Here is a 13,550-nt window from a genome sequence, read left to right on the forward strand (position 1 = left end):
AAGGCGGAAAGCCAGGCGGGGTGGGGTGTTGCGGGGGGAACGGGCGGTCATTGCGCCGCTAAACACGGTTGTTGCGGGCAAAAAAAACGCCGAATCTCGGGCCGCCTTATTGGGCGGCACGCAATCCGGCGTTATCTCTTGCGGCAAAGCAGGGCAAAAAACCGCTAATCAGGCGATCCGGCGACGATTGCGGACCAGCGTCAGCGCCAACGGGATGAAAGCGATCACGAATGCGACCAGCGACCATTGCGGCAGCGTCAGACCCAGAATCGGCGGATAGGCCGTTTCGCACAGCCCGGCGACCTTGAACACGCCCGGCAGCCAATGCGCGGGCGGCAAGCTGTCGACCAGCGGCTGCAGCGCGTCGAAGCCGCAGCTAAAGCCCGGATTCGCCTGAACATACACATGGCGCGCGGCCGTCACGATACCGGCCAGCGCCGACAAGGCCGCCATCACTTCCAGCAGACGCACACCGCGCCAGCTGTTAAAACGCGCGCCGAGGAACGCGAAGATCGCAATCAGCAGGAAGAAATACCGCTGGATGATGCACAACGGGCACGGGTCTTCGTGCAGAAAATACTGCAGATACAGCGCGCCGCCCACGAGGGCAACGCAGATCAGGCCAAGCAGAACCAGCAGGGAGCGCTCGCGGCGCAGCATTGCAGTGTCGTTATTCATGGATCGTGTGGCTGTCTCGAAACGGAAAGGGCGGGTGCCCGCGATTCTAGCGCGAACCCCGCCCCCCAGCTTATCCTGCTTTTACGACGTATTTCCTGATCAGCGAATCGCCTTGAGCACCGCTTCGGCGCCGCGGCCAATGGCCAGCAGGGCGTCGTCGGCGTGCGGCGCGCCGGCCAGCATCAGGCCGACCGGAGCGTCGCCGCGCAGATGGCACGGCAGCGACAGCGCGCACGTATCGAGGAAGTTGAACACGCTCGGGTTGCGCAGAATCAACGCGTTGGTGCGGCCAAAGGCGTCATCGTCGTCGACCAGTTCGGCGACGCGCGGCGGCACCACCGGCACCGTCGGCGCCACGACTGCGTCGAAACGCTGCCACAGCGTGCGGGCGGCCTCGGCGAGCATCGCCTCGCGTTCGGCGAGCAGGTCCAGATAGTCGGCGGCGCTGGCCGGCTGGCCTTTCAGAATGCGCACTAGCACGCGCGGATCGTATAAGTCGCGATGCTTTTCCAGCAACGGACGATGCCACGCATACGCTTCGATCGGCGAGAACCCGAAGCGGTTGATCTCGGGCAAACGGTCGAGCGGCGCGAAACGAACTTCGCTGACGATCGCGCCGGCCGCTTCCAGATGCTTGAGCGCCGTGTCGATCGCCGCAGCGACCGCCGGCTCGACGCCGTCCGTGACGAAATTGGTCAGCACGCCGAGGCGCACGCCTTCGAGCGGACGGGCGGTCGGAATGCGCGGTTCGAGCCCGGCCAGCATGCGGTCGACCAGTGCGCAGCACGCCACGGAAATGCCGATCGGCCCGAACGAATCGAGGGTCGACGAAAGCGGCACGCCGCCCTGTTTGGGAATCCGGTCGGCGGTCGGCTTGAAGCCAGTCAGGCCGCAAAGGGCAGCCGGAATGCGGATCGAGCCGCCGGTGTCGGTGCCGAGCGCGATGGCCGCCATGCCGTCCGCGACGGAAGCCGCCGCGCCCGACGACGAACCGCCCGAAATCCGCTCGTCGCCCTTCACGCCTCGCTGGTACGGCGACAGCGGGTTGCCGTAGTGCGGGTTCAGGCCAAGTCCGGAAAACGCGAACTCGCTCATATTGGTCCGGCCGACGATCACGGCGCCCGCGCGCTTCAAACGCGCGACCGCGACGGCGTCCGCCTTGGCGGCGGGGGCGTCGGCGAGCACCGTGGAACCGGCGCGGGTCGGCTGGCCTTCGATATCGAACAGGTCTTTGACCGACACCGGAATTCCGGCGAGCGGCGAAAGCACGGTGCCGGCGGCGCGCAGACGGTCGTGCGCGTCGGCGGCGGCGCGGGCGCTGTCGGCATCGACGTGCATGAAGACGGCGGCGCCCTGGCCGGCCGGATCGGCGATCCGTTCGAGCGCAGTCTCGACGAGCGCGCGGCTCGTCGTGCGGCCGGTGGCGAGGTCGGCGGCAAGTTGGGCTAGCGGCGGAAAGGGTGTGAATTCAGTGGCCATGATGTCGGTAGAAATCCGGTTGAACCGGGCAATGCCGGTCATTGGGCTAGATGCGTGAGCTTGGATGCGGTGGCTTGAATGCGGTCGATCACATGCGATTGAAGAGTGTCGCGCGAAACGCTTCGATATGCTTTTGCACCGATTGCCGCGCGCCTTCGGCATCGCGTTCGCGCAGCAGACCAAACAGTTCGAGATGTTCCTCGTGCACGTCTTCCAGATGATGCGGCTCGGACAGCGAAATGAACCAGAAGCGCAGCGAGCGCTCGTGCAGCCCGCGCAGGATGTCGGCCAGCACCGGGTTGCGCGAGGCGGCCGAGATCGCCAGATGAAACTCGCGGTCGATATCCATCATGCCTTCGATATCGTGCGCGGCGACGCACACGGCCGAGCGGTCCAGCAGCGCCTGCATCGCGTCGTAGTCGTGCTGTTGCGCGTGGCGCGCGGCCAGCTCGACGCAGTAGCTTTCGTTCACGAGGCGCACGTCGATGATCGCCAGCACGTCGTCGAGCGAGACCGGACGGACCATGATGCCCTTGCGCGGCATGATGGTCAGCATGCCTTCGTGCACCAGCCGATGCAGCGCTTGATGCACCGGCGTTCTGCCGATCCCGGTCAGCGCCATCAGTTCCGCTTCGTTGAGCACCTCGCTCGGCCGCAGGCGCATGGTGATGATCTCGCGCTTGACGAACGCATAGGCCTGCTCGGCGAGACTCGCGGCAGCGGTCGCGCGGGCGGGCGTGGAAGGGCGGGCAGTCTGCAAAAGCGTCATGTGAAGTGGAAGCGGGCGATGTCGTCCGCATTGTAGAGCAAGGTTTTGCGTGTACGACGCGGGCAAATCAGGCGCGGCTCGGCGAAACCGTCGCCGCATGCTGCACCTTCACACGCGGCATCATCAGCGTGACCAGCCCGCCGACGATCAGCGCCCCCGCGATCAGCACGAGCCCGAACGTCACGCTATGCGTCGCGTCCTTGACGATCCCGAGCACATACGGGCTCACATAGCCCGCAAGGTTCGCGATCGAATTGATCACGGCAATCCCGGCGACCGCGGCCGAGCCTTGCAGGAAGGTCGTCGACATCGACCAGAAGATGCCGAAGCCCGCCAGAATGCCGATATACGCGATCGACAAGCCGGTGACGGCAAGCGGAATCGAGTTGGTCACCGAGGCGCTGCCGAGCAGGCCCGCCGCGCCGATGAAGCAGCAGACCGCGTAGTGCCAGCGCCGCTCGCCGGTGATGTCCGACGAGCGCCCGATCAGGATCATCCCGATGCCCGCCGCCAGATACGGAATCGCGGTGACGAAGCCATTGGTGACGAGGTTCGTCACGCCCAGATCCTTGACGATCTGCGGCAGCCAGAACGAAAAGCCCGCATTGCCCGTGACGAGACAGAAATAGATCAGCGTGAGCAGCCAGAAGCGGCCCGAACGCAACGCCACCGAGAGGCTATGCTCCGCGCCGGCCGCCGCGGCAGCGGAGTTTTCCCGCGCGAGACGGCCGAGAATCACGCGCTTTTCGTCGTCGCTGAGCCAGGCGGCTTCGGCGGGCGTGTTGCGCAGCACGGCGAGCGCCCAGAAGCCGGCGAGAATGGACGGAATGCCTTCGATCAGGAACATCCACTGCCAGCCACGCAAGCCGTGCGCTTCATGCAGCGCCGACATCAGAAAGCCCGACAACGGCGCGCCGATGATGCCCGCCACCGGAATCGCCGCCATGAATACGGCGACCATGCGCGCGCGCCGGTCGGACGGAAACCAGAAGGTCAGATAGAGCACCACGCCCGGCACCAGACCGGCTTCGGCGACGCCAAGGAAAAAGCGCAGCACGTAGAACATCGTTTCCGAGCGCACGAACATCATCAGACACGACAGCAGGCCCCACAGCATCGTGATGCGGGCGATCGTGGCGCGCGCGCCGAACTTCTTCAGCAGCAGATTGCTCGGCACTTCGAACACGAAATAGCCGAAGAAAAAGATCCCCGCGCCGAGTCCGTACGCCGCGTTCGACAGGCCGAGGTCGCCGGTGAACTGCAGCTTCGCGTAACCGATGTTGACGCGGTCCAGATACGACAGCACGTAGACGAGAAACAGGAACGGCATGATGCGCCACGTGATCTTGCGCAGGGCGGCGGCTTCGAGCCACGCGTCGGAAGACGCGTCGGCGGCGGATAGCGAAGGGGAATTCATGGGTGCCTCATTCGACGATAGGTAGCGCGCGCACGCGATAGGCGTGGCGCAGCGTGCGGTTCAGGACGGGATCGTGCAATTCGAGTTCAAGCGCGTCGCCGTCGGCCATGCCGACGATGCCGCCCTGTACCGCCAGCGTCCCGCAGAACATCGCCGCGCCTTGCGCGAGCGGCGCGCGCGTGAGCAGATCGGCGGCCGGCAGCAACGATGCCACGCTGCCTTGCTGATAGACGCGCCGCTCGCCGTTTGTCACTGCGTAAGCGCGCAGTTCGAGCTGGTCCCAGTGACCGGAGACATCGTCGAAACGCCAGGCGTCGCGTGCCACTGGCTTCGGACAGATCTGTTTGGAGACAGTGACGCCATAGGCCTCGACTTCGCGGTCGGTGTGATCCGAACCGACGCTGACGAGCAGGCCCGCTTTCGAATGCACCAGCACGCATTCGGCTTCGCCGCTCGACTTCACGCCGACCACGTCGATCTGCTCGGCCTGCGTCAGCAATTCCGCGCCAAGGCGGTAGAAGCATGGCGTGGTGGACGGCCGCTTCACGCCCAGTTCAGCCAGTTCGGCGATGTGATGCTCGATCGCGGCCTGATCGCGGCCGGCCCAACCGGCAATAGTCAGACGATTCACCTCGACGATCTCGGCGCGACTGCCGCCGGAACGGTCTACAACATTGAAGGACACCTGCTGCATTGCTGGACTCCAAAGAAAATATGCTGCAAATATTATTGTGATATTTCACAGGAGTCCAGCGTGTCAAAAACATTCTTCTGCGTGCCGGATGAGAAGTGCGGCTCGACGGCAGTCCGATGCCGTACAGACATTGGCGCGCGGCGGCTTGTCGCGTTGGTTTGTTAAACTGCGTTCTTCAACATTACTTTTTGTAAGGAATGCATCCATGCACCATGGCATCGGCTTCATTCAGGACCTGGCGGTCGTGATGGCGCTCGCCGGCGTCGTCACCGTGCTGTTCCATCGCCTGAAACAGCCGGTGGTGCTCGGCTACATCGCCGCCGGCGTGATCATCGGGCCGTACACGCCGCCGTTCCAGCTGATCCACGACGAGCAGACCATTCAGACGCTCGGCGAACTCGGCGTGGTGTTCCTGATGTTTTCGCTCGGCCTCGAATTCAGCCTGCGCAAACTCTTCAAGGTCGGCGCGACGGCGATCGTCGCAGCACTCTCCGAGATCGTGCTGATGCTGTGGATCGGTTATGAGATCGGCAGCGCGTTCGGCTGGAGTTCGATGGATTCGCTGTTCCTCGGCGCGATCCTCGCCATCTCGTCGACCACCATCATCGTCAAGGCGCTCTCCGAACTGGGCCTGAAACGCGAGAGCTTCGCGCAACTGGTGTTCGGCATTCTGATCGTCGAGGACATTCTTGCCATCGCGATGCTGGTGCTGCTGTCAGGCATCGCGCAGACGGGGCAGTTGAGCGCGGGCGTCGCCATGGTCACGCTCGGCAAGCTGCTGCTGTTCATGACGGTGTCGCTGGTGGTCGGCATTCTGGTCGTGCCGCGCGCCTTGAACTACGTGGCGCGCGCGAAGAGCGACGAGATGCTGCTCGTCTCGGTGCTCGGGTTCTGCTTCGGCTTCTGTCTGCTGGTCGTGAAGCTCGACTACAGCATCGCGCTCGGCGCGTTCCTGATCGGCGCGATCATGGCCGAATCACGCCATCTGCATCGGATCGAGCATCTGATCGCGCCGCTGCGCGACGCGTTTTCCGCGATCTTCTTCGTGACGATCGGCTTGATGCTGAATCCGGCCGTGCTGGTCGATTACGCGTGGCCGATCGCGGTGATCACGGTCGCGGTGATCGTCGGCAAGATTGTGTCGTGCGGGCTCGGCACTTTTCTCGCCGGCAAGGACGGACGCACGGCGATGCGCGTCGGCATGACCGTCTCGCAGATCGGCGAGTTCTCGTTCATCATCGCGTCGCTCGGTTTGACGCTGAAGGTGACAAGCGCGTTTCTGTATCCGATCGCGGTGGCGGTGTCCGCGTTGACCACGCTGTTCACGCCGTATCTGATCCGCGCGGCCGACCCGCTGACCCAGCGCCTCGGTCACGCCATGCCGCGCACGCTCGCTAACGTGTTCGGCATGTATGGACAATGGCTGCGTAGCTTGAGCACGGGAAGCGGTGAACCCACTTTGTTCAGCATGACGCGGCGGATCATTCTGCAGATCGCCGTCAATCTGGCGCTCGTCGCCGCGATTTTTCTGACCGTGTCGTATAGCGCGCCTTATACCAGCGCGTGGCTCGCGCACTGGTTGAGTTCCGAGCCGATGCAGCGCGTGGTGTTATGGAGCGTCGCGCTGGTCGTGTCGATGCCGTTTCTGGTGGCGGTGTATCGCAAGACCAAGTCACTCGCCTTGCTGCTCGCCGAAGTCAGCGTGCAACCGGCAACGGCGGGGCGCTTCACGAGCGCGATCCGCTACGCGATCTCCGATCTGGTGCCGGTGGTCTCGATGGTCGGCGTGTTTCTGCTGGTCGCGGCGCTTTCCGGCGGCATTCTGCCGCCGACCGGCCTGCTTGCCGCGGTGCTGGTCTGCGCCGCGTTGCTGCTGGCGCTGGTCTGGCGCTGGTGCGTGAAAATCCACGCGGCGATGCAGATCGCCTTGCGCGAGACATTTGAAGAGCAGCCGGATCCTTAAGTCAGACTTGCCGCGCGGTTCTCCAGGTTGGGTTCCTCATGGCCCCGCAACAATGTGAGCAATTGTGTGCGGGTTTGCGGCGCTTGCCTCGCTAGCGGATAATCAGGGCATATTCATTCGTTCGCGTGAAGGCGCCTGTCTGACTGTCATGAGCGAAAACAAACCTGAAAATGCCGGCAAGCCCGGCAATCCTACGCCGCCTTCGCCGTCGCCCGCGCCGTCCGGAACGCCCGGCGTGTCGACACCCGGCTCCGCGCCGGCCGATCCGGCAGCCTCGCTACCCCTCTCGCACGAAGATGCCATCCAGTCTCCAATCAAGGACAAGGTAACGCCGCCGGGTGCTCCAACCGCTCCTACGCCCGCTGCGTCCACCGCGACGCCGGCCGCCGAGGCGGCTGCCGTGCGATCGTCGACGGACGATCCCGACAGCGCGTCGGCCGTCACGCCCACCGATCCGCAAACGGCGCGGCAACGCGATGCGGCCGAAGCACGCAGCGCGGCTGCGGCATCCACCGCGAAGCAGGAGGCGGCGGTTCATGAACATGAAGCGCGGCGTGCCGGCGTCCATGCGATGAGACCGCCGCCGACGGTCGGAAGCAGCGAACCTGTCGACGGCGAACTGGTCAGTTCCGTTGAAGACGCTACCGTGGTCGAAGAGGTCTCGGCCTCGTCCGAACGTCGGGCTGGCTCGCCGCCGCCCGGTTTCGGCGCGGCGCCTGACTTCACCGCGTCCAACCCGCCGCCGCCCAATGCATTGCCGCCGTCGCCGCCACGCTATCTGAAGCACAACGATTCGGCGTGGACCGTGTTCGGCCGGATCGTCGCGGCGCGCGCGCGCCAGTTATTCGATCGTGCAGGCCAGCGGATTACGCAGCGTACGCTGCGCATCGGCGTGTCGGCGCGCATCTTCCATCCGGAGCCGGGCGCGAAGGGTCTGCGCGGCAAGACGCTGCAGTATCTCGAGGAATCGATCGCGCATTGGGTGATGTCGCGCGACGTGCTGGTGTTCATGATCCCGACGGTCGGTCATCAGGGCATGCTGCATCCGAGCAATATCCGTTTGCGCGATTATGCGAAGCATCTCGACGGGCTGCTGCTGCAAGGCGGCGCCGACGTCTCGCCGCAGTCTTACGCGGAACAGGCAACCAGCCACGAGTGGCCCGGCGACCGCGTGCGCGACATGTATGAACTCGAACTGCTGCATGAGTTCGTCGAATCGGGCAAGCCGGTGCTCGGCGTGTGCCGTGGCTGTCAACTGATCAACGTGGCGTTCGGCGGGACCTTGTATCAGGACATCGCCACCGATGTGCCGACCGCGGGTACGCACGTCAATGAGAACTACGATCAGCATCGGCACGGGATTCACTTTCCGGACGGTTCGACGCTCGCCAACATGTTCCCGGGCCGGCGCGATGCGATCGTCAACTCGATCCACCATCAGGCGGTCAAAACGCTCGGCCGCGATCTCAATATCGAAGCGGTGTCGGCGTCAGATGGCATCATCGAAGCCGTGCGCTACCGGCGCGCGCCGTTCGTGATGGGCGTGCAATGGCATCCGGAGTTTCATCGCGCGGGCGGTCCGGAGTTGCTCGACTGCACGCCATTGCTCGATACGTTCCTGCGCGTGGCGCGCGAGACGCGGTTTTGAGGTTGCCGGGCCGGTGAGTTGGGGTTGGATGGCCGAACGTTTGGTTTGTTAGAGGCGCATCGCTGCGGTTTGCAGCGGTGCGCCTTTTGTGTTTTTCTCTTGCTGTTTTTGATGGCTGGCTTCTCGTTCGCCGTTTGTATCAGTCTACTGATTCGCGCGGCATTTCTAGTTTTCGGAGTCGCGGACATCTCGCCGATATCGGGATAGATAGTCAGGAATGCGAGGTTTTTCTTGATCCGAGTGCGCGTATGTCAGTATCAGTCATTCTATCTCCATATTGCGAATTCACTTACGGCTGAATTCGTACAACCCTAGCGTAAATTCAGATTCGTCCGCACGAGACGGAACATCGCATTTTCGTCTTATCCGAACTCGTTTATTTCGCGATGGATGGGCCGACTTGATCAAATCATTCGCTGGCGATTTATCTCGATTTAAAGTCCGTCTGTGTGGCATTTGAATGCTTCGCTTAAATGCGAATCCGCGCGATAATCTGCGGCTGTTTTGGATTCGCATGGAGCATGCACGTATGAAGTACCCCTTATTAGTACGGCGCGCCATGCTGCTCGCGACCTCGTGTGCGCTGTTGCAGCAGGGCGGTTTCGTGCTGGCCGCGCAAGGCGACGAGGCCGCGCCGATGGTCGGCACACGGCCGGCCATCAACACCCTGACGCCGCAGCCCGTCGCAGATGCGCTGCGCAACGCGGCATCAGCCACGTCGGCCGCGCCGGCCACGGCCGGCGATGCGCAAGGTAACGTCGCCGAACTGATGCAGATGATTCACGACGCGAAGCTGAGCGAACTACGCACCACGTATAACGGCAGCTACGGCGCCAGTCTGTTTTTCTATCCGCGGGAAATGACGTACTACGTCGCGTTATTTCAGAACAAGCATTTCTGGCGGGTGATCAAGTCCGAGGACGCGGCGCGCGCGGAAGCGATCTATGCGGGCTTTGCCCAGCAGACCGCGCAACTCGCGGATGTCGAAATTCGCCGCACGCAGTTGCAGGCGCAGAAGGCCTACATCGAAGACGTCATTGCCATGTCCGAAGATCGCGCGAAACGCTTGCAAGCCGATCTCGACGTGGCGCGCACCCAGCAGGCCAAGGTCAACGACTATCAGCGTCAAACGCAAGGCGAAGCGGCCGCGCTGCACGCGGACAAGGAAAGGGCGCAGGCGCAGTTGCGCCAGGTGCAGGGCGAAGTGATGCAATTGCAGCGGCAAACCGAAATGGGATTGCCGATTCAGAAGTAAATGCATCAACGCAAAGAAGCCCGGCCATTCGTGAATTCGTGAATTCGTGAATGTCCGGGCTTTTTTTGTACTACGCCACCTGTGCGATCGTGTCGTGCCTATTTTGCGAATTGATCCGGAACGTCGGTCACGCGTCGCTGTGAAAGATGGTTCATCCATTCGGTCCCGCTGGTGCCGGACGCATGGATTGACGAGCCGGTGCGCGGCACCGGCGCCGTATCGCGGACGTGTGTCGCAGCGGACATCGTTACCCCCGCGTATTCGTCGACACCGAGCCGAGCCGGAGCGAGGGGTGAATAGGCTCCGGCAGCCGACGGCTTCGGCGACACGTTTGCCGCGACTTTCGGGAGCGCGCCGCGTGCGATGTCATCAGCAATTGCCGCTGCGTGCGACGTTTGGTTTGCGGCGGCGAACCGCGCGGTGCGCGGGGGGATTGCGCCGTGTTGCCTGCCGCTCTTCTCGCGAATGAGCTTACGGCGATGTGAGACGGCTTTGTCAGCGAAGCCATGCGCCGGAGCGAAGCGCAATGCGGGCACCGAAGTCGACGCAGGTATCGGCACCGTCGCCGCCGCAGGATTGGACGCGGCCACGAACCGAGGAGCCGCGCTCGGGAGTGCCGCCATTGATGCCGCGACTGCCGCAGACGTGCCTGCCGCAGCGCTATCCACTGCGCGAGCGGTAACTGCCGCCGGTGGCTGAAATTTCGCCGGCTGCGAGTCGCGTTTGTCCGGGACCTTGCCCGCGAAATCCACAAGAGTGGCCGTGTCACGATGCATCAGATGATCGAACCCGATCCATCCCAGCATCGCAGCGCCGCCGAGCACGCATGCGCCGCCCGCCAACGCACTCCAATGATGGCCGGGCCCGCGCGCCGCCGTCGCATACGCATGCAGCGGAAACGGCGGGACGGCCGCAGCGGACGCAGCCATTTGCGCGGCGGCGTCGAATGGCTTTTCAAGCACCGGAGCCGGCGCCGCAGTTGCGCGCCGCTCGTCCGACGGCGACCATCGGCAAAGCGAGCGAATGGCCTGATCGCTCATGCAGAACGTGCGCAGCATGGCGGCGTAGAGTGCCTTGAGTTCCGCCCGCAAACTGTAGCCAGGCGGAAGCAGTGCCCAGTCCCGGCCGAAGGACGCCGGCACATGACCGAGCGGACGCGAGCGCGGCATGGCCAGGTAGCCTTGGATCGGGGTGAAAGGAATGGTGGACATCGGTCTTTTCCAGCGCCTCTTAAAGGGGCCGCCGATCGGCGGTCCCGGGATCTGCGGGGGACTCGGGCCTCGGTGCGATGCGCGTTGGAATACCAGACATGCACGCCGTACGTCGACGCCGAACCGCAGCATTGCGCTCTGGACGAGCACACGGACGCATGGGCGTGTCACTGTGAAGCCGTAGGGGTGCGAAGGATGATACTTCGATGCGGCAGACTTACTGACTGGAAATTTCCGAAGAAATCCGCCGATTCGTCCGCGTTTAAGTTAAACCCGGACGACGCTCAACCGGGCCACGCTTGTCCTATCGATCGAGCCTGTAAACGTAGCGCAACGCTGTAATATCCACGCCGCCCATATGATCCGGTTCGGCGCCGACGAACTGCCAGCCTTGCCGTTCATAGAAGCCGATCGCCGGCGTATTCCCTTCGAGCACATACAGATAGAGTTGCGTCTCGCCCTGCGCGCGAGCCCAGTCCTCGGCGGCATGCATCAGCAGCTTGCCGACGCCGATGCCCTGATAGTCCGGCAGCGTGTGCAGGTTATCGAGCAGCACGCCCCACGCGGATTCCGGTTGACGTTCGACACAAACAAAACCCGTCGGCTCGCCCGCGAGTTCGGCGATCAGGACGATGCGGCGTTCGCCGCCGGGCGCGCTCAGGCGCGCTTCCCAATAGGCTGCGCGCTCGCGCGTGACCTGGCCGTCGAGAAACGCGTCGGGCAACAGGCTGCGATAGGTGGCCTGCCAACTGGTGCTGTGGATCGAAGCAATGAGCGCGGCATCCGCGAGAGTTGCGGGGCGCAGCGAAAGAGCGGGGGTGGTTCGCATCGGGGTAGTGATCTGCGGAAATGCCTGACTGCAAATGTTAGCGCGACGACCGGCGACACGTGTAAGGAAACTGTATGCATTACGCGACAGCGGCTTCAACGGTAACATTACGTGGAGCGGGCGCCGCATGATTCACAACGTTTACCCTGATACCGTGAGAATGCGTTCAGCATGAAAATGCAGCGCCCCCGGGCGCGCTGTTCTATCCGCCCGAGGCATCCGCTTTGCCGAACCCAGTGGATCGTTTCAACTGCCTGCCCGCCACCGGTTCTTTCGTGGCGACAGGCCCATCAGAGAATGTCATGTCTACTGCGTCACACGCCACTTCCTCATCCCAAGAATCCAAGGTCAAGACAGTATTCCGCGTTGTCAGCGGTAACTTTCTTGAGATGTACGACTTCATGGTCTACGGCTATTACGCTTCGGCGATCGCCAAGACCTACTTTCCGAGCGGCAACGAATTCGCCTCGTTGATGCTATCGCTGTCGGTGTTCGGCGCGGGCTTCCTGATGCGGCCGCTCGGTGCGATCGTGCTCGGCGCATACATCGATCATCACGGCCGGCGCAAAGGCCTGATCCTCACCCTCGGTTTGATGGCGCTCGGCACGCTCACGGTCGCGTCGATTCCAGGTTACGCGACGATCGGCTTGCTCGCGCCAGTGCTCGTTCTGGGCGGCCGGCTGTTGCAAGGTTTCTCCGCCGGGGTCGAACTGGGCGGCGTGTCGGTGTATCTGTCGGAGATCGCCACCAAGGGCAACAAGGGCTTCTACTGCGCCTGGCAGTCGGGCAGCCAGCAGGTTGCCGTGGTGTTCGCCGCGCTGATCGGTGTGTTCCTGAACAAGCTGTTGCCGGCTGACCAGATGACCGCGTGGGGCTGGCGCGTGCCGTTTCTGATCGGCTGCCTGATCGTGCCGTTCCTGTTCCTGATCCGCCGTTCGCTGCAGGAAACCGAGGAATTCAAGGCGCGCAAGCATCATCCGAAGATGGGCGAGATCATGAAGACGATGGCCGCCAACTGGGGCATCGTGCTGGGCGGCATGGGCATGGTGATCATGACCACCGTGTCGTTCTACATGATCACGGCGTACACGCCGACCTTCGGCAAGGAAGTGCTGAAGCTGTCGTCGATCGATACGCTCGTCGTCACGGTCTGTATCGGCCTGTCGAATCTGATCTGGCTGCCGCTCGCGGGCGCGCTGTCCGACCGTATCGGACGGCGTCCGGTGCTGCTGGCGTTCACGATTCTGACCATCATCACCGCGTATCCGGCGCTGCAGTGGCTGGTGGCGGACCCGTCGTTCGCGCGTCTGCTGGAGGTCGAACTGTGGCTGTCGTTCCTGTACGGCAGCTACAACGGCGGGATGGTCGTGGCGCTGACCGAAGTCATGCCGGTCGAAGTGCGGACCGCCGGTTTCTCGCTCGCCTACAGCCTCGCCACGACGATCGGCGGTTTCACGCCGGCCATCTCGACGCTGTTGATTCACACTACCGGCAACAAGGCGGCGCCGGGTCTGTTCCTCGGCGTGGCGGCGATTTGCGGGTTGATCGCGACGTTGGTGCTGTATCGCACGCCGGAGTCGCGCAATCAATATCGGACGGCCTGAGCT

The 13,550-nt window shown here is 63.4% G+C and carries 11 protein-coding genes; 4 read left to right on the forward strand and 7 right to left on the reverse strand.

Annotated elements, in window-relative coordinates:
- Positions 1-168: 168 nt before the first annotated feature.
- From B0G74_RS02275 to B0G74_RS02295, 5 genes are all read right to left on the reverse strand, one after another.
- On the reverse strand, positions 169-678 hold the full coding sequence (locus B0G74_RS02275; protein ID WP_132373482.1) for a disulfide bond formation protein B: 510 nt from the start codon (positions 676-678) through the stop codon (positions 169-171).
- Positions 679-777: 99 nt separating this feature from the next.
- Positions 778-2,157 carry an amidase gene (locus B0G74_RS02280; RefSeq protein WP_132376819.1) on the reverse strand — a complete coding sequence of 460 codons (1,380 nt, stop codon included), beginning with the start codon at positions 2,155-2,157 and terminating at the stop codon, positions 778-780.
- Between the two features lie 88 nt (positions 2,158-2,245).
- Entirely contained in the window at positions 2,246-2,926 is a 681-nt protein-coding gene (locus tag B0G74_RS02285) for a GntR family transcriptional regulator (protein ID WP_132373483.1), read from the reverse strand.
- Positions 2,927-2,993: 67 nt separating this feature from the next.
- The gene (locus tag B0G74_RS02290) at positions 2,994-4,343 is read right to left on the reverse strand and encodes an MFS transporter (RefSeq protein ID WP_132373484.1); all 1,350 of its coding nucleotides are present in this window, start codon (positions 4,341-4,343) and stop codon (positions 2,994-2,996) included.
- Positions 4,344-4,350: 7 nt separating this feature from the next.
- Complete coding sequence (locus tag B0G74_RS02295) at positions 4,351-5,037, reverse strand: DUF2848 domain-containing protein (protein ID WP_132373485.1); 687 nt, start codon at positions 5,035-5,037, stop codon at positions 4,351-4,353.
- A gap of 205 nt (positions 5,038-5,242) precedes the next feature.
- On the opposite strand from B0G74_RS02295, the gene B0G74_RS02300 reads away from it, so the two are divergent.
- The 3 genes from B0G74_RS02300 to B0G74_RS02310 all read left to right on the forward strand — a co-directional run bounded on the left by B0G74_RS02300 (position 5,243) and on the right by B0G74_RS02310 (position 9,903).
- On the forward strand, positions 5,243-7,000 hold the full coding sequence (locus B0G74_RS02300) for a cation:proton antiporter (RefSeq protein ID WP_132373486.1): 1,758 nt from the start codon (positions 5,243-5,245) through the stop codon (positions 6,998-7,000).
- Between the two features lie 148 nt (positions 7,001-7,148).
- Positions 7,149-8,648, forward strand: coding sequence for a type 1 glutamine amidotransferase (locus B0G74_RS02305; RefSeq protein ID WP_132373487.1), 1,500 nt, complete (start codon positions 7,149-7,151; stop codon positions 8,646-8,648).
- A gap of 529 nt (positions 8,649-9,177) precedes the next feature.
- Positions 9,178-9,903 carry a DUF2968 domain-containing protein gene (locus B0G74_RS02310; RefSeq protein WP_132373488.1) on the forward strand — a complete coding sequence of 242 codons (726 nt, stop codon included), beginning with the start codon at positions 9,178-9,180 and terminating at the stop codon, positions 9,901-9,903.
- A 98-nt stretch (positions 9,904-10,001) separates the two neighbouring features.
- On the opposite strand, the gene B0G74_RS02315 is transcribed toward B0G74_RS02310, so the two are convergent.
- Both B0G74_RS02315 and B0G74_RS02320 read right to left on the reverse strand, forming a co-directional pair.
- On the reverse strand, positions 10,002-11,114 hold the full coding sequence (locus B0G74_RS02315; RefSeq protein WP_132373489.1) for a hypothetical protein: 1,113 nt from the start codon (positions 11,112-11,114) through the stop codon (positions 10,002-10,004).
- Positions 11,115-11,418: 304 nt separating this feature from the next.
- On the reverse strand, positions 11,419-11,943 hold the full coding sequence (locus B0G74_RS02320) for a GNAT family N-acetyltransferase (protein WP_132373490.1): 525 nt from the start codon (positions 11,941-11,943) through the stop codon (positions 11,419-11,421).
- A gap of 302 nt (positions 11,944-12,245) precedes the next feature.
- Here B0G74_RS02320 and B0G74_RS02325 point away from each other — a divergent pair, with 302 nt between their 5' ends.
- On the forward strand, positions 12,246-13,547 hold the full coding sequence (locus B0G74_RS02325) for an MFS transporter (protein ID WP_132373491.1): 1,302 nt from the start codon (positions 12,246-12,248) through the stop codon (positions 13,545-13,547).
- Positions 13,548-13,550 lie beyond the last annotated feature (3 nt).

It is taken from the genome of Paraburkholderia sp. BL9I2N2, assembly GCF_004339745.1.
Lineage (GTDB): Bacteria > Pseudomonadota > Gammaproteobacteria > Burkholderiales > Burkholderiaceae > Paraburkholderia.